The 16,796-nt window shown below is 67.4% G+C and carries 14 protein-coding genes; 10 read left to right on the forward strand and 4 right to left on the reverse strand.

The window, feature by feature from the left end; translation table 11 throughout:
- The first annotated feature begins 254 nt into the window (after positions 1 to 254).
- Complete coding sequence (locus EV643_RS36555) at positions 255 to 2,357, forward strand: thiamine pyrophosphate-dependent enzyme (RefSeq protein ID WP_133804791.1); 2,103 nt, start codon at positions 255 to 257, stop codon at positions 2,355 to 2,357.
- A 39-nt stretch (positions 2,358 to 2,396) separates the two neighbouring features.
- On the opposite strand, the gene EV643_RS36560 is transcribed toward EV643_RS36555, so the two are convergent.
- The gene (locus tag EV643_RS36560; protein WP_133804792.1) at positions 2,397 to 2,879 is read right to left on the reverse strand and encodes a DnaJ family domain-containing protein; all 483 of its coding nucleotides are present in this window, start codon (positions 2,877 to 2,879) and stop codon (positions 2,397 to 2,399) included.
- A gap of 358 nt (positions 2,880 to 3,237) precedes the next feature.
- Between EV643_RS36560 and EV643_RS36565 the strand changes: the two genes are divergently transcribed.
- The 3 genes from EV643_RS36565 to EV643_RS36575 are packed head-to-tail and all read left to right on the forward strand — an operon-like array spanning position 3,238 to position 6,926.
- Entirely contained in the window at positions 3,238 to 4,830 is a 1,593-nt protein-coding gene (locus EV643_RS36565; protein WP_133804793.1) for an aldehyde dehydrogenase family protein, read from the forward strand.
- An 11-nt stretch (positions 4,831 to 4,841) separates the two neighbouring features.
- Positions 4,842 to 5,987: an NAD(P)/FAD-dependent oxidoreductase gene (locus EV643_RS36570; RefSeq protein ID WP_133804794.1), complete on the forward strand. Its 1,146-nt coding sequence runs from the start codon at positions 4,842 to 4,844 to the stop codon at positions 5,985 to 5,987.
- Positions 5,988 to 6,926 carry an ornithine cyclodeaminase family protein gene (locus tag EV643_RS36575; protein WP_133804795.1) on the forward strand — a complete coding sequence of 313 codons (939 nt, stop codon included), beginning with the start codon at positions 5,988 to 5,990 and terminating at the stop codon, positions 6,924 to 6,926.
- 26 nt (positions 6,927 to 6,952) lie between these two features.
- Here EV643_RS36575 and EV643_RS36580 read toward each other — a convergent pair whose 3' ends face one another.
- The 3 genes from EV643_RS36580 to EV643_RS36590 form a co-directional block, all read right to left on the reverse strand.
- Positions 6,953 to 7,612 (reverse strand): hypothetical protein, encoded by a 660-nt coding sequence (locus EV643_RS36580; protein WP_133804796.1) that lies wholly within the window; start codon positions 7,610 to 7,612, stop codon positions 6,953 to 6,955.
- A gap of 157 nt (positions 7,613 to 7,769) precedes the next feature.
- A complete protein-coding gene (locus EV643_RS36585; RefSeq protein ID WP_133804797.1) occupies positions 7,770 to 8,801 on the reverse strand; it encodes a hypothetical protein in 1,032 nt (343 codons plus the stop codon).
- Positions 8,802 to 9,002: 201 nt separating this feature from the next.
- A complete protein-coding gene (locus tag EV643_RS36590; protein WP_133804798.1) occupies positions 9,003 to 10,013 on the reverse strand; it encodes a LacI family DNA-binding transcriptional regulator in 1,011 nt (336 codons plus the stop codon).
- A gap of 200 nt (positions 10,014 to 10,213) precedes the next feature.
- Between EV643_RS36590 and EV643_RS36595 the strand changes: the two genes are divergently transcribed.
- Genes EV643_RS36595 through EV643_RS36620 form a run of 6 tightly spaced genes read left to right on the forward strand, consistent with a single transcriptional unit; the run spans position 10,214 to position 16,689 of the window.
- Positions 10,214 to 11,701, forward strand: coding sequence for an ABC transporter substrate-binding protein (locus EV643_RS36595; protein ID WP_133804799.1), 1,488 nt, complete (start codon positions 10,214 to 10,216; stop codon positions 11,699 to 11,701).
- Complete coding sequence (locus tag EV643_RS36600; protein WP_133804800.1) at positions 11,698 to 12,702, forward strand: carbohydrate ABC transporter permease; 1,005 nt, start codon at positions 11,698 to 11,700, stop codon at positions 12,700 to 12,702. The genes EV643_RS36595 and EV643_RS36600 overlap by 4 nt, the downstream gene beginning before the upstream one ends.
- Positions 12,702 to 13,604 (forward strand): carbohydrate ABC transporter permease, encoded by a 903-nt coding sequence (locus EV643_RS36605; protein WP_133804801.1) that lies wholly within the window; start codon positions 12,702 to 12,704, stop codon positions 13,602 to 13,604. Before EV643_RS36600 ends, EV643_RS36605 begins: the two co-directional genes overlap by 1 nt.
- A 3-nt stretch (positions 13,605 to 13,607) precedes the next feature.
- A complete protein-coding gene (locus EV643_RS36610) occupies positions 13,608 to 14,750 on the forward strand; it encodes a hypothetical protein (protein WP_133804802.1) in 1,143 nt (380 codons plus the stop codon).
- Positions 14,750 to 15,736, forward strand: a complete 987-nt coding sequence (locus EV643_RS36615; RefSeq protein WP_133804803.1) for a hydroxyacid dehydrogenase — start codon at positions 14,750 to 14,752, stop codon at positions 15,734 to 15,736. Before EV643_RS36610 ends, EV643_RS36615 begins: the two co-directional genes overlap by 1 nt.
- Positions 15,733 to 16,689, forward strand: a complete 957-nt coding sequence (locus EV643_RS36620) for a D-2-hydroxyacid dehydrogenase (protein WP_133804804.1) — start codon at positions 15,733 to 15,735, stop codon at positions 16,687 to 16,689. Before EV643_RS36615 ends, EV643_RS36620 begins: the two co-directional genes overlap by 4 nt.
- The last annotated feature ends 107 nt before the right edge of the window (positions 16,690 to 16,796 follow it).

Consider the following 16,796-nt stretch of genomic DNA (forward strand, 5'->3'; position numbering starts at 1 on the left):
CCAGGGAGCACCCTCATGGGCACCCCCGCCGACGCCCGGCACCCCACCCGGCGTCGACACCCTCAGAACGAACAGCCGCCGCCGGAGGTTCCTGACCCAACAGGATCGGCTGGAGTGGAAGGCGGGGCGAACCGCCGAAATTGGTGGCTGGTGCGGTGGTTGTGGGGTTCTTCGCGGATCATGTTCCAAGTGAGGAGCTTTGACATGCCGCGGGCAGGCGGGGTGTTGGGGGCCGGGAACAGGGAGAGTGGTTGGTGAGTCAGGTCGACGAGTTGTTCGCCAGTCGGGTACGGGCGCTCAGACCCGCGCTCGGGACGCTCCCGCTCGAGCTGGTCAAGCAGCTGTACGACGCGCAGCTCGGTAGCCGGCACGCGGATCTCGCCGCGAGGTGGTTGCAGGCCGAGGGCCATGGGTTCTACACGATCGGGTCGTCCGGCCACGAGGGCAACGCAGCCGTCGCGGCCGCTCTGCGTCCGACCGATCCCGCTCTCCTGCACTACCGATCCGGTGCGTTCTACCTCGCCCGGGCCGCTCAGCACGGCGACAAGGACGCGTTGCGCGACATCCTGCTCGGCGTGACCGCGGCGACCACTGAGCCGATCGCGGGCGGCCGGCACAAGGTGTTCGGCCGGCATGACCTGGCCGTCATCCCGCAGACCTCGACGATCGCGTCGCACCTGCCCCGCGCGATGGGGGTCGCCTTCTCGATCGCCCGAGCGGCCAAACTCGGCGTACCGTGCCCGTGGCCGGCCGACGCGATCGTGGTGACGAGTTTCGGCGACGCCTCGGCGAACCACTCGACGGCCACCGGGGCGATCAACGCCGCCCTGCACGCGTCGTACCAGGGGCACCCGATGCCGTTGCTGCTGGTCTGCGAGGACAACGGGATCGGCATCAGCGTGCGCACCCCGGAAGGCTGGATCAAGCAGGCCTGGGGACAACGCCCGGGACTCCGGTACTTCGATGCCGATGGCACCGATCTCGCGGCGGCACTGGAGATGGCCACCGAGGCAGCGACCTTCGTACGGCGAAACCGGCGGCCGGCCTTCCTTCGGCTGCGAACCGTGCGCCTGATGGGGCACGCCGGGTCCGATGTCGAGGCCGCATACCGCTCACCGGCCGAGCTGACCGCCGACGAGGAACTCGACCCCTTGCTCGGTACTGCCCGGCTGCTGCTCTCCGCGGGATGCACCCCGGCCGAGATCATCGAGCTCTACGAGAACAAGCGTTCCGAGGTGATGGGGATCGCCCGCGAGGTCGCCGGACTCCCCCAACTCACGACGGCCGAGGCGATCGCGGCACCCCTACGACTACAGACCGTCGCCGCCGACACGTTGCCCCCGCGATCGTCGTACCAAGGTGAACCGCTGACCCTGAGCCAGTCGATCAACCGAGCCCTCGCGGACGTGCTCACGGCGTACCCGGAAGCGCTGGTGTTCGGCGAGGACGTGGGGCGCAAGGGCGGCGTGTACGGCGTGACGCGGGGGCTGCAGAAGACGTTCGGGCCGGCGCGAGTGTTCGACACGTTGCTGGACGAACAGTCGATCCTCGGACTCGGTCTCGGCGCCGCGATCTCGGGATTGCTGCCGCTGCCGGAGATCCAGTATCTGGCGTACCTGCACAACGCGGAGGACCAACTGCGCGGCGAGGCGGCGTCGCTGAAGTTCTTCTCGCAGGGGCAGTACCGGAATCCGATGGTGGTGCGGATCGCCGGATACGGCTACCAGAAGGGGTTCGGCGGCCACTTCCACAACGACGACGCGATCGGCGTACTGCGGGACATCCCGGGCATTGTGATCGCGTCACCGTCACGCCCGGACGACGCGGCCGCGATGCTGCACACCTGCGTCGCGACCGCTCGGGCCGATGGCGCCGTCTGCGTCTTCCTCGAACCGATCGCGCTCTACCACCGGCGCGACCTGTACGCCGACGAGGACGGCGCGTGGCTCGCCGAGTATCCGGCCGGCCATGTACCGATCGGGCGCGGGCGGACGTACGGCGATGGCGATCGGCTGACCCTGGTCACGTTCGGCAACGGGGTGCCGATGAGCTTGCGCGTGGCGGCGCGGCTGGACGGCGTACGAGTGCTCGACCTGCGCTGGCTCGCGCCGCTGCCTCTCGACGATTTGTTGCGCGAGGCAACGGCCACCGGACGGGTGCTCGTGGCAGACGAGACTCGGCGGTCCGGGGGCGTGTCCGAGGGCGTGCTCGCGGCGCTCGTCGATGCGGACTACTCCGGCCGGATGGCGCGGGTGACCAGCGAGGATTCCTTCGTCCCGCTGGGCGACGCGGCCCGTGAGGTCCTGCTCAGCGAACAGACCATCGAGAACGCCGCCCGCCGCCTGCTCGCCGATTGATTGCTCGCCGATTGATTGCTGGCAGCAACGATGCGGGAGTCAGCTGAAGAGGCGTTGCCAGAAGGAACGCTTGGGTTCCGGCTCGGGCTCAGGCTGGTCCTGCTGCACTGAACCCGGCTCGGGCCGGTCCCGCAGCCACTGCTCGACGATCTCGTCCTCGTCGACCGGGCCGACCGGGACCACCACGCCGGTGGCGTCGCGCACCTGGATCCGGATCCGCTCGTTGAGATCCTTCAGGTAGTCGCGCACCTCGGTCTCGGTGCGCAGCTTCGCGACGGTCTCCGGTATCCGTTCTTTCTCCTTGCGCAGCTGGACCGACGCCGGCAGCAGGACCTCGGTGTCGATCTGCTCCCGGCGGATGAAGTCCTTCACCCACCAGTCCGGATCATGCGCCTCGGCCAGCTTCGGCAGCGGCTTACCGGCGAGGGCCAGATTGTCGAACTCGCCTCGCTCGTCCGCCTGCCGCAGTTGCAGGTCGACCCACTCCTGGGCCTTCATCCCGGGCGGCTTCCGCTCGGTCATGTACGCACCTCCCAATGATCGGGTCGCTGTACGCCACAGAGCCTAGGGCCGTCAGACAGGCCCTGGTCCGCGTCAAAACCAAGCCAATCATATTGTGAACGCATTCACAATATGCGATTCCCGGCCGCACGTGCGACCGCCCGTGCCCAAGATCGCCCCACCCGCCTCTGGGGAGGGTTTTTCCGGCGACCGAGGAGAGTTTTTGCACGCGGAAGACGACATTTCCCTCCCCAGTCGCGCCGCATGGGGAGGATGTCGTCGGTCAGCTGTGCGCCGCTCCCCCGGCGAGCAGAGCATCAGCGCACGCTCACATGAGAGGCTGGTTGGCACCGAGATCGCCCACCGAGAGGACCCACCCGTGTCGTCTGCCATCCTGTCCGTCGTCGCCGGGGAACGGGTGCCGAACCCGGCCCGGACCATCGCCTCGACCAACCCGGCGAACACCGCGGAGGTGGTCGGTGAGATCGGGATCGCCGGTCCGGAGGTGTTCGTCGCGGCCGCCGGGGCGGCGCGATCCGCGCAGGCCGCGTGGGCTGCGGTACCACCCCCGCAGCGCGGTCAGGTGATCGCGAACGTCGGCCGGCTGATGACCGCGAACAAGGACCGTCTCGCCGCCCTCGTCACCCGCGAGATCGGCAAACCGCTGGCCGAGGCGCTCGGCGAGGTGCAGGAGATCATCGACACCTGCGACTTCTTCCTCGGCGAGGGTCGCCGGCTCTACGGCCAGACGGTGCCGTCGGAGATGCCGGACAAGCAACTGTTCACCTTCCGCCGCCCGGTCGGCTCGGTCGCGGTGATCTCGGCCGGCAACTTCCCGGTCGCTGTCCCGTCCTGGTACATCGTGCCCGCCCTGCTCTGCGGCAACACCGTGGTCTGGAAGCCGGCCGAGTACTCCGCGGTCGTGTCCGACGCGTTCCACCAGCTCTTCGCGCACTCCGGCGTACCGGCCGGCGTCTTCAACGTCGTGTACGCCGACGGGCCCAGCACGTTCGAGGGGCTGGAGCGGTCCCTCGAAGCCGGGTTGATCGACAAGGTCGGCTTCACCGGGTCGAGCGAGGTCGGCCGCCGGATCGGCGAGCTCTGCGGCCGTCACCTGCAGACCCCGTGCCTCGAGCTCGGCGGCAAGAACCCGATGGTGATCACCGAGGACGCGGACCTCGAGCTCGCCGTGGAGGGCGCCCTCTTCTCCGGCTTCGGTACTGCGGGTCAGCGGTGCACGTCGCTCGGGACGGTGATCGTGCACGAGTCGGTGCACGACGAGTTCGTCCAGCGGTTCAGTACTGCGGTCGCGGCCGCGCGGATGGGCGATCCGGCCCAGGACGTGCTGTTCGGCCCCTTGCTGGACGAGAAGTTCGCGGCCGGATTCGAGAAGTCGCTCGGCTGGATCGCGGCCCACCACCGGGTGATCGGCGCGGTCGGCCGGGTCGGCACGGACAGCCCGCGGGACGGATTCGTCGGCGATCCTGCGGCTGGGTTGTTCTACCACCCGGTGATCGTCGATGGCGTCCGGCCGGACGACGAGTTGTTCCTGAACGAGACGTTCGGGCCGATCGTCGGAATCACGACGTACGCCGAGCTGGACGAGGCGATTGCTCTGGGCAACAAGTCGGGATACGGATTGTCGAGCTCGATCTACACGACCGATCCCACGAAGGCGTTCCGGTTCGCCCAGGGGATCTCGGCCGGGATGGTCAGCGTGAACAACTCGACCTCCGGCGCGGAGGCGCACCTGCCGTTCGGCGGCAACGGGAAGTCGGGGAACGGGTCGCGGCAGAGCGGGATCTGGGTGCTGGACCAGTTCACCCGCTGGCAGTCGCTGAACTGGGACTACTCGGGCAAACTCCAGAAGGCCCAGATGGACACCGTCACGGTCGAGGCCGACTTCGACTTCCGCCTGCCGGACCGGTCAGACCCGGCGGACCCCGCGGACCCGGCCGACCCGGCTGCCTGATGGTCGCGTCTTTGCCCGCTGCTGCCGAGGTGGTGATCGTCGGCGGCGGCGTGATGGGGACGAGTATCGCGTTCCACCTCGCCGAGGCCGGGGTGGAACGGGTGCTGCTGGTGGAGAAGGCGGAGCTCGGTTCGGGCTCGACCTCGAAGGCGGCCGGCGGCGTACGGGCGAACTTCTCCGACGAGCTGAACATCGCCCTCGGCATCCGCAGTCTGGCTGCCTTCGAAGCCTTCGGCGAACGCCCCGGCCAGGAGATCGACCTGCATCGGGTGGGCTACCTGTTCCTGCTCTCGACGGCCGATCAGGTGGCCGGCTTCGAAGAGAGCACCCGCCTGCAGAACGCGTCCGGCGGCCCGACCCGGATGATCTCGGTCGACGAGGCCGTCCAGTTGGCGCCGCTCATCTCCCCCGACGGACTTGTCGGCGCCTGCTTCTCCCCCGACGCGGGCCACTGTACGCCGGAGGCCGTCGTACTGGGGTATGCCACGGCGGCCCGGCGACTCGGGGCGACCCTCGTGACCGGCTGCGAGGTCACCGCAATTGATGCCGTAGGCAACCGTATCCGTGGAGTCCAGACCAGCAAGGGATTCGTCGAGACGTCGACGGTCATCTGCGCAGCCGGAGCGTGGTCGGCGGAAGTCGGGGCGCTCGCCGGGATCGAGCTGCCGGTGACTCCGTTGCGGCGGCAGATCGTGGTCACGTCGGAGGTGCCGGGGTTGCCGGCCGACCTGCCGATGACGATCGACTTCGACAGCACGTACTACTTCCACCGCGAGGGACCGGGGTTGCTCATCGGAATGTCCGATCCGCTTGAGGAACCCGGGTTCCACCTGGAGCGGTCGGATGCGTGGTTACCGCGACTGACCGAGGCGATGGAACGCCGTACGCCGAGTCTGCTCGACGTCGGGCTGACAAGCGGCTGGGCCGGACTCTACGAGATCACTCCGGACCACAACGCACTGATCGGCGAGGCCGAGGAGCTCGGCCGGTTCCTGTACGCCACCGGCTTCTCCGGGCACGGGTTCCTCCAGGGACCGGCCGTCGGCGAGGTGATCCGCGATCTCTTTCTCGGCCGCGCGCCCTTCGTCGACGTCACACCTCTGCATGCCCGGCGCTTTCATCACGCCGCCACCCGAACCGAGCTGAATGTGGTCTGAATGACACTACTGCTGACCCGATCCGACATCCTCGGCCTGGTCGACATCCCTTCCGTGCTTGGCGTACTCCGCGCGGGGTTCGCCGCTCCCCAGACGTTCGAAGCACAGCGGATGCGGACCGACCTTCCAGGGCCCGGTACGGCGACCGCGCTGTTGCCGGGTGTGATTCCGGGGATCCCGGCGTACACCGTGAAGGTCAACGCGAAGTTCCCGGGGGCGACGCCGGCGCTGCGTGGTGTCGTCTGTTTGCATGACCTGACCGATGGGTCGCTGCTCGCGCTGCTCGACTCGTCCACGGTCACCGCGTGGCGGACGGGACTCGCCGCGGCGCTGGCGACCGACGTACTGGCTGCTCCTCAGTCGTCCACGGTTGGCGTGGTCGGGGCGGGGGCGCAGGCCGAGATGGTGGTTCGCGGGCTGGCGGCGTTGCGGTCGATCGAGGGATTGGTCGCGCATGACATACGGTCCGGACGTGCTGAGGATTTCCTTGCTGGGTTGGAGATTCGGGGCGCGGTTGCCGATGACGCGGCGACGGTGGCGGCGCGGGCGGAGGTCGTCGTACTGGCGACGTGGTCTCGGGAGCCGCTGTTGACGGCTGGTGACGTGCGGCCGGGGCGGCACTTCACTTCGCTCGGTGCCGACGAGCCGGGGAAGGTAGAGCTCGGGGCAGATCTGCTGGCCGGCGCCCGGGTGGTGGTCGACGACCTCAGTCTCGCGGTACAGATGGGTGCTGTCGGCAACGTTTCACTCGGTGAGTCGGCCGTTGCCGCGACGTTGACCGACGTCCTGACGGGAGCCGTCACGGGGCGACAGTCAGCCGATCAGGTGACCGTCTACGCGCCGGTTGGACTGCCATGGCAAGACCTGGCGCTCGCCTGGCCCGTCTACCAGGCCGCAGTCGCCACCCGCACCGGCCACGAAATCGACCTCCTGGCCTGACAACCGCCCGGGGGCAGCGGGTGCGGTTAGCGGTAGGGCGGCGGAGTTTCGGGGTCTTCGGGTTGCTCGGGCCAGTTGTCGGGGTCGCACCATTCGGGGTCCCAGCCCTGTTGGCGGCAGTACTCCTCGAGGAGTTCCTCGCGGGTGGGCGGAGTAGACGTCGAGGTGCGTGGCGGGCGGACCGGCTTCGTCACCGACTTGGTCGGCGTGGGAGTGCGGGACTCCTCGGTCTGCTCGGGTTTCCTGCTGGTGCGCGACTTGGCCGGCTTGGCGGTCGGCGTGACCGTCGTCGGCGTCACCGCCGGCGGGGTCTGCGTCGTCCACGGCGGAGTCGGCGTCGGGGTGGGCGTGAGGGTCGGCGTCGGGCTCTTGTCGTCGAGGACCGGCGCCGCCTGCATCGTCGACCGCCGGCCGTCGTCGCCGTCGAACAACCCGATCGCCGACAACGCCCAGATGTTGATCGCCAGGAAGACCATGAGTCCACTCGCCCCGGCGAACACCGCGCGCCGTGACGTCCCGCCGTACAGGCCGACCGGGCCGCGGACCGCGTTACCCTTGCCGTCGTCCCAGAAGCGCCAGCCGGCCGGTGCTGGCGGCCAGGACGGATCCGGGCGCCACGTCTTCGGCGGCACCCAGCTGCGTCGGGGCGGTGTGGGCCAGCCAGGCGGTACCACGAACCGCTTCACGAATCCTCCACCTTCGCCGACGCCCAGGCTAGTGACCGATTCAGCACACTAGTACACCGTCGGAGTCCCCAACACCTGCCAAACCTCAGCAGAAGGTCAAGAACCCACCCCACTCAACGAGCCAACCACCCGGAAAGCTACTTCCTTCGTCAGCGAATCAGGACTTTGCGGTGGCGACGAGCTTCTGAGCCTGTTCGAGTAGGTCGGCTGCGAAGCGTTCGCTGAAACCGGCGGCAAAACCGGCGACAGCGAAGACGGCGACCGAGGCAGGGGTGGTGCCGGGGGTGGCGCCGCCGGCCAGCACGCCGGCTAGCAGCGTGAAGTAGGCGAGGGATCCGAAGATGGCGCCAATGCCGGGGCGGAAGGCGCCGAGTAGTTTCCGTTGGGCGCTCGATGCGACCCGGTAGTTCATCACCAGCGAATCACTGGACATCCGCTGGATCACACTGATCGTGGCACCGAGGGCGGACATCGCGATCGCGGCGACGAGTGCCGACGGGACCAGCGCACTCTTCCACCACGCGGATGCGGCGAGACCGAACAGCGCGACGAGGACGAGGGTGGGTATCACACCGAGGAGGACACCGCGGAAGTAGTCGACGCCCGCCTGGCGCTGCAGGAGCTTCTCGATCCGGCTCTCGATCAGTGCGTACTCGTTCTGGGCTGCCGCGATGGCCTCGGCGATCTCCAATTCGGACGACGCCCGAGCGCCGACCAGGTCGGCCGCGACCATCACGCGGGTCAGCCCTGAATACGCGTGGTCGGTCGCCTCCTCTAACTGCTGAGCCACATTGGCGTCCCGCAACCCATACCCCGCTTCCTTGGCCAGCACCTTCAACGACACCTCGGCATCGACCAGTTCTGGCGGTGGTGAGTTGAGGATCGAGTAGACCGTTCGATCCTTGGCCAGCAAGCAACCACCGGTGACATGCTGACAGTAGTACTCCTTCTCGATCCCCCCGTGCACTTCGCTGAACTTCTGCGCCAGGTGCGTGATCAACCAGTGCCCGGCATCGGACGCGATCTGGTCGTTCTTCGCCCGGGCCAGCTTCTGCGCCTGCACCAGGTGCCGGAAGGTCGCCGGCCCGTTGACCGCGGCCTGATACAGATCCGGAAACCTTCTCGCGCTCTCCTCGCCGCTCAACCGCTTCGGCAGCGAGGTCGGCTCCGGCGCAGCTTCCGCGGGCAAGGCTCAACCCTCCCGACGTGGATCGTCCACGGCCTCTCCTGCTGTATCGTCGCCCGGCTCATCGGGCCTTGGTTCACGCCTAAACCGCGGTTCGTCCACAGCCTCTTTCCGGAGACCATCGGACTCATCTAGCGCTCGTTTGTTTTCCCCACCAGGTTCCATGCGAAAACCGTACGGCCACCGCTCGTTCGCCGGAAGCCCTCAGATGGTCGGGGGTGGGGCGGTGGTTTTGCGGAGGTGCAGGGTCATCGGGAGGTAGACCGGGTCCGCGTCATGGCCGGTGACGAGGAGTTCCTCGAGGATCTCGCCGCCGCGACGGCCGAGGTTGTCGCGGGAGACGGAGACGGTGGTCAGCTCGGTGTGGGCGACCCGGTCGAGCGAGAGGTCGTCGAAGCCGACGACGGACAGGTCGGCCGGCACGGATATCCCGAGTTCCTGCAAGCGGGACAAGGCGCCGAAGGCAACGAGATCGTTGTAGCTGAGGATCGCGGTGACGCCGGCGTCAAGAGCAGCCGAGGCAGCGTCGTACCCGGCCTGGCTGGTGGCACCACATTCGACAACGGTCACCTCCAGCCCGAAGGCACGCGCCCCCTCGAAGGCACGGATGCGTTCCGCGTTCGCCCACGAGGCCGACGGCCCACTCAGGTACGCCGCGCGCCGGTGCCCGAGTTGCGCGACGTGCCCGCAGACCTGGGTCATCCCGCCGTGGAAATCGACCGAGATCGACGGCACCGACAGGCCCGGGACGACGCGGTTGAACAACACCATCGGGTGCTTGCGGCCGGCGAGTTCGACCAGCTCGGCCCGATCCATCCGCGGTGAGCAGAGCAGTACGCCGTCGCAGCACCGCATCAGGTCTTCCACCAGGTCGTGCTCGGCGGCCGGGTTCTCGTCGGACTCCATCACCATCATCCGGCGGCCGTGCGCCCGGGCGACCGTGGAGACGGCCTTCAGGATGTCGGGGAAGTACGGGTTCGCCAGATCCGGAACCAGCACGCCGATCGTGCCCCATTCACCGCGCGCGAGTCCCTGCGCTGCCGCATTCGGCCGGTACCCGAGCTGGCGGACCGCGTCGTGCACCCGGTCGACGAGGGACGAGTCCACCTTGGCGGTCCCGTTCAGCACTCGCGACACGGTGGCCGCGGACACTCCAGCCGCCGTACTGACGTCGCTGATCGTGATCCGCGGCGGCCGGCCCGGGCGGTTCTGCACGCACTCCTCCCAAGATTAGAAAGCGTTTGCACAGCGTGGACCAGAGACGGGTCAGCTAGCAAGCCCACAAGCAACTTCGGCTCGGAGCAATTTCTGAAACCGCTTTCAGACGAGGTCTTGCCAGCCGCCCGGAGGAGGACTACCGTCCCTGGGCAAGCGCTTACCAACCTCGCCGAGACCCCGCCCCGAGGAGGGCTCCGATGAAGGCATTACGGCGCGCGGCGAAGACCGCGACCACGGCGGTCGCCTTGACTGCCACACTCGCCCTGATCAGCACCGCCTGCGGCACCGATCCGAACCGCGCCTCGAACGGCGGCGGTGATGGCAAGGGCGTCACCCTGAAGATCTGGGACTTCTCCGCCGAGCAGGTCGACTTCCACAAGCTGGTCGCCGCGGAGTACCACAAGCAGCATCCGGACGTGACCATCGAGTGGCGGTCGATCACCCAGTCGGAGTACACGAAGACGCTGCCGCTCGCCTTCCAGAGCAACCAGGCGCCGGACATCTTCTACTGGAGCGACTCCGGCACGAACAACATGAACCAGCTGCTCGAGCAGCAGTGGATCAAGCCGCTGACCCCGAGCGGCACGGTGCCGGAGAACTTCCTGAAGCGCTGGCCGGCCGGCTCGTTCGTCGACGGCATCAACCAGTCCGGCGGCAAGACCTACGGCTTCCCGTTCTCGGAGAACCTTTACTGGGGACCGGGCTACATGTTCGTCAACAAGAAGGTGTTCGGCGACGCCGGCCTGGACGTGAACAACCCGCCGAAGACCTGGACCGACCTGAAGAACGCCTGCGCGGCGGTCAAGGAGAAGACCAAGGCGCAGTGCATCGCGTCGCCGAGCAAGGGCAAGGAACTGCAACGGATCTGGGGCGGCCTCGCTCCGGGTCTGCGCAACGAGCAGTTCTTCGACCTGAAGACCGGAAAGTTCTCCATCGACGACCCGGCCGCCGTCAAGACGTTCGAGTTCATCCAGGACCTGAACAAGTCCGGCTACCTCGCTCCCGGCACCAACGACAAGGACTTCTCCCGGCAGCAGTTCGCCGCCAACCAGGCCGCGATCTACTTCGACGGCACCTGGATGCCGAGCGTCTGGAAGAGCCAGGGCTTCGCCGACGACCAGTACGTCGTGGCGCCGCATCCCAACCCGGACAGCGGTGCCACCGGTGCGCTCTCCCGCCAGCCGGACGGCAACAAGTACTGGATCAGCTCCAAGAGCGCCCAGCAGGAGAAGGCCTGGGACTTCCTCAACTGGATGACCGAGCCGGACGGGTACTTCGTCAAGGAGTACTACAAGGCCGGCTTCGGCACGCTGGCGTTCGCCGACAACAAGAAGCTGGTCACCGATCCCGCGCTGCTGAACATCATGAAGATCGCCGAGACCCCCGGCTACCGGGTGAACCTCCCGGTCCCGGTGCTGAAGTGCCCCGATCTGGCCAAGTCCAAGGCGTACCTGGACGCCACCGCGAAGCGGCCGTCGGGTGAGTACGAGGTGATGGTCGAGGCCCTGGTCGGCAACAAGCCGCTGCAGCCGCTGGCCGCCCAGCTGGTCAAGGAACGGCAGGACATCTTCGAGAAGACGCTGAAGGAAGAGGCCGCCAAGGGGCTGAAGGTGTCGAAGGACTGCTACACGTTCCCCGACTGGAACTACACCTCCGACTACAGCCTGGACAAGTACAAGAAATGACCGCCACCCTCGAGACCCCGGCGCCGCCTGACGCCGGGGCGACACCCCCAGCCCGCAGACGGACCCGCCGCCGTACGCCGGATCCGAACCGGGACCAGGTTCGCGGCTTCGACAAGCTCTGGGTGTTCGTCTTCCTGCTGCCGTTCCTGCTGCTGTACCTCGGGTTCACGCTCTGGCCGCTGGTCGCCACGGTCTACTACTCGTTCTTCGACTGGGACGGGATCGGGCCGATCGACAATTTCGTCGGCGTCGGCAACTACGGCTCGATCCTGAACGACAAGCTGTTCTGGCTGGCGGTCGTCAACACGCTGATCTTCGCCGTCCTGAACACGGCAATCAAGTTGCCCCTGTCGTTGCTGATGGCAATCGTCCTGACGCGGAAGTGGCTGAAGGGCACGAAGGTGTTCCGGACGGTGTTCTTCGCGCCGCTGATCATCCCGGTCGCGATGGCAGGACTGGTCTTCACGTACCTGTTGAACCCGTCCAACGGCGCGCTCAACGCGTTGCTGCTCGACCTGCACATCGTCGACCAGCCGGTGGACGTGTTCGCGAACCGGTGGAGCGCGCTGCTGGTGCTCGTACTGGTCTCGATCTGGCAGATCTTCGGCCAGTACATGATCTATTGGATGGCCGCCCTGCAGAACGTGCCGGAGGAGGTCTACGAGGCCGCCGACATCGACGGCGCGAGCGAGTGGCAGAAGGCCACCCTGATCACGTTGCCGATGATCAAGCCGGTCGCGGTGGTGATCCTGCTGCTCGCCTTGGTGAACGCGATGCACGTCTTCGGCCTCGTGGTCACACTGACCGGCGGCGGCCCCGGGACGAGCACGTATGTCGTGTCCTACTTCATCTATCAGGAGGCCTTCGGCAGCGTGCCGTTCTCGTACGGCTACGCGTCCGCGGCGGCCCTGCTCTTCTCGGTGATCGCGTTCGTACTGGTCACCAGCCAGGGCGTCTTCGTCCGCCGGGCCCAGCAACTGCGGAAGGAGTACGGCGTCTGATGTCGGCCAAAACGATGCCGGCCAAACCGATGTCGGCTGAAAGGATTCTTTCCCCACCCCACCGCCCCGGTCAGGGGACCCGGCGGTTGCGCCTCAATCTGGTGGCGATCCCGATCCTGCTGCTCATCTCGCTGGTCTGGGTCTACCCGTTCCTGTGGACGGTCTCAGCCGCGTTCAAGACCCAGGCCGGGGTCTTCTCCGGTGGCGCGAGCCTGATCCCCGACCAGCTCAACTTCGAGAACTTCCGCCGCGCCTGGGTGAACGCCGGGTTCTCCCAGTTCTTCGCCAACACGGTGCTCTACTCGGCCGTCTCCACCTTGATCGAGGTGGTCAAGGCGGCCCTGTGCGGCTACGTGCTGGCCAGGTACGACTTCCCCGGCCGGCAGTTCCTGCATCGGCTGATCATCGCGACCCTGTTCATCCCGGTCGCCTCGATCATCGTGCCGCAGTTCGTCCTGGTCGAGCAGCTCGGCCTGCTGAACACCCGGGCGGGCGTGATCCTGGCGATGTCCGGGTCGGCCGGTGCGCTCTACGTGCTGATGTTCACCGGCTTCTTCTCGACCGTGCCGAACGAGCTGTTCGACGCGGCCAAACTGGACGGCGCCGGGTTCCTGCGCACCTTCCGGCTGGTGCTGCCGCTGGCCAGACCGGTGATCGCGGTCGTGGTGATCTTCCAGTTCGTCAGCAACTGGAACGAGTTCAACATCCCACTGGTGTTCACCCTGGGCCAGCCGGAGCTGCAGAATCTGGCCGTCGGGATGTTGTCGTTCCGGGGTGAGCACTCGGTCGACTGGTCCGGGTTCGCCGCCGGGATGACGATCTCGTTCGCTCCGATGCTGATCGTGTTCATGCTCTTCCAGAACTACTTCGTCCGCGGCCTGGCGGGCGCTACCAAGGGGTGATGTATGAGGAACGGCGTCTTCGCGTACACCTGGGACCTGGTCGGGGACCCGGACACGGCCGCGCGGTTCGCGGACCTCGGTGCCGACACGGTCACCCTGCAGGCGTCGTACCACTCGGTGCGGGCCACGACGGCGTGGCACCCGCGGCATCGGGTGGTGCACGCCGAGCACGCGGCGGCGTACTTCCGGCTTCGCCCGGAGAGCTGGGGTGGGCTGAGGCTGCAACCGCCGGCGCCGTCCTGGGGTGTCGAGGACGAGGACCGATTCGGTACGGCGACGGCCGCGCTGACCGCGGTTGGTCTGCGGACCGAGGCGTGGGTGGTGCTCACGCACTCGTCGGCGCTGGGCGGGTCGGCGCCTGACCTCACCGTGCGGAACGCGTACGGCGAGCGGTTCGGGTATGCGTTGTGCCCGGCGCAACCGGACGTGTGGGAGTACGCGTTGATGCTCGTACGGGAGATCTGCGAGCAGTACGACGTACCGGCGTTGGTGCTGGAGGCCTGTGGATGGTTGGGGTTCGAGCACGGGAGTCATCACGAGAAGACGTCGGGCGCGGACCTGTCGACATGCGCGAAGGACTTGCTGTCGATCTGCTTGTGCCCGGCCTGCGCACGAGGGCTGTCCGTCGATGTCGATGAGTTGGCGGCGGACATCCGTACGACGATCGACCGGGAACTGCAAGACGGCATACCGGCCGGCCAGAACCTGGTCGAGGCGCTCGGCCGGGATCGTGCACAAGCGGTGTACGACCATCGCCGTCAGGTGATCACGGGGCTCGTCGCGGAGGCGGCGTCGATCGCTCGCGGGCGAGAAGTGTTGCTGATGGCAACCGATGATCCACAGGTGACCGGGCCTGACGTCGGTGTCGACTTGACCGCCTTCGAGGTTCAGCGGCCGGACGGGTTCGTGGTGAAGTGCTGGGATGACGAGGAGGCCGCGATCGCCCGGGTGAAGGCGGCCGCGGCCCGGACCGACGTACCAATCGTCGCCAATGTCAACGCTCTCGGTGAGCGGCCGGCCGAGTTGCCCGCGCTGGCGGCCCGACTGGTCGCTGCGGGTGCGTCGGGTCTGCGGTACTACCACGGCGGTTTGGCTTCGCCGGCTCGCCAGGCGGCGATCCGGGCCGCTGTTGAAGAGGTGCAGTGATGCTGACCGGCCTGTACGTGATGGACCTCGCACGCTTCCCCGAGGTGTACGGCGAGGACGCGCGCGCCGCGATCGAGAAGCAGGTGCAGATCCTCGCTCCACCGCTCACAGCGGATCTCTTGACGCCCGAGTTGCTGGCCGAGGTCGACGTACTGGTCACCGCTTGGGGTGGTCCGCAGCTCACCGCTTCGCTGTTGGCGGCAGCGCCTCGGTTGAGGCTGGTGCTGTACGGCGCGGGGTCGGTCCGATCCGTCGTGACTCCTGAATCCTGGGCTCGTGGTGTCCGGGTCACGACGGCCAACGAGGTGATCGCCGCCTCGGTCGCGGAGTTTGCGCTGGCGCAGGTGCTGTATGCGCTCAAGCACGGCTGGCGATATGTCCTCAGCGCTCGTTCTCGCGGATCGTTGCCACGGGCCACCGACGAACCTGGCGCGAGCGGATCGGTGATCGGCCTGATGTCGCTCGGCGCCACCGGCCGGGCAACAGCTCGCCTACTCGGCCGCCACGACCTGGTGTTGCAGGCCTACGACCCGTACGTCGATCCGGGTGCCGCGGCCGCGTGGGGTGTTCGGCTGGTGTCTTTGGAGGAACTGTTCGCGACCTCGGACGTGGTCAGCCTGCACGCGCCGGTGTTGCCCGAGACGCGCAAGATCGTCGGGTTTGAGTTGCTTCGGGCAATGAAGCGCGATGCGACACTGATCAACACCGCCCGTGGCGCGCTGATCAACGAAGACGCGCTCGTCGACGTGTTGCAGGAGCGCCCGGATCTGTTCGCCGTGCTCGACGTCACCCACCCGGAACCGCCGTTGCCTGGCTCACCGTTGTACTCATTGCCCAACGTGGTGGTGACGCCGCACCTGGCCGGCACGCTCAACACCGAGCGCCGCCGTCAGGGCCGCTTGATGGCGGAGGAGTTGGCCCGGTTCGTAGCCGGTGAGCCTCTACAGCATGAGGTCTTCGAAGCCGGGCAGGCGACGTCGGCATGAAGCTGGTCCTGGTCCCTCCCCAGTCCGAGAGCACCGCGGACTGGCCGGAACAGCTGATGTCCGCGGTCCCCGGGCTGGAGGTTGTTCGGCCTAGTTGGGAGGACGCGGCAGAGGCCTTGCGCGACGCCGACGCGGTGTACGGCGTACTGCCCGCTGAGCTGCTCGCGAAGACCACGCGCCTTCGGTGGTTGCAGGCCGAGCAGGCAGGACCACCGGCTGGGTTCTACTACCCGGAGCTCGTCGCGCATCCGCTGCAGGTGACCAACATGCGCGCCACCTACACCGATCACGTCGCCGAGCACACGCTCGCGATGGTGTTGGCGCTGACCCGAGGGCTGCCCCGCTACATCCGCGATCAGCAGCGCGCCGAATGGAATCCGGACTGGACCCCCGAGTCGATGTTCCCGTTGTCGGAGGCAACAGCCCTGATCATCGGAGTCGGCGCCGTCGGAGCCGAAATCGGACGCCTACTGGCCGCCTTCGGAGTACACGTAGTGGGCGTCGACTTGCAACCGTCGAACAACCCCGGATTTGCATCCGTCTGGCCGATAGACGCTCTGGAAGAACAACTGCCCGCCGTAGACCTGGTGATCTCGACGGTGCCGCACACCCCAGACACCGAGGGCATGGTGGACACCCAGCTGCTGAAGTCGTTCAAGCCGTCGTCGCTCTTCATCAACGTAGGCCGCGGTCCAACAGTCCACCTGGACGCACTAGACGCCGCCCTGGCCGACGGCCGCCTCCGTGGCGTGGCACTCGACGTCTTCGAACCCGAGCCCCTCCCCCCGGACCACCCCCTCTGGCGCCGCCCCGAAGTCCTGATCACCCCCCACGTCGCCGGCGCCGGCCCCCACGAATCCGAACGCCGCTACGCAGTCCTCCTAGAGAACTGCGAACGCTTCGTTTCCGGTGAGGACCTGATCAACGTCGTCGACAAGACGAAGTGGTTCTAGTCCGCCACCGCTGCCGGTGTCGTGGGGTGGCTGGGTGTTCGGGGAGGGAAATGTCGCGCCAGAGGCCAAGGACCCTCCCAGGTTGGTGGAGAAACAGTCCCCGGTCC

The sequence above is a fragment of the Kribbella caucasensis genome (assembly GCF_004361855.1).
Taxonomy (GTDB): Bacteria; Actinomycetota; Actinomycetes; order Propionibacteriales; family Kribbellaceae; genus Kribbella; species Kribbella caucasensis.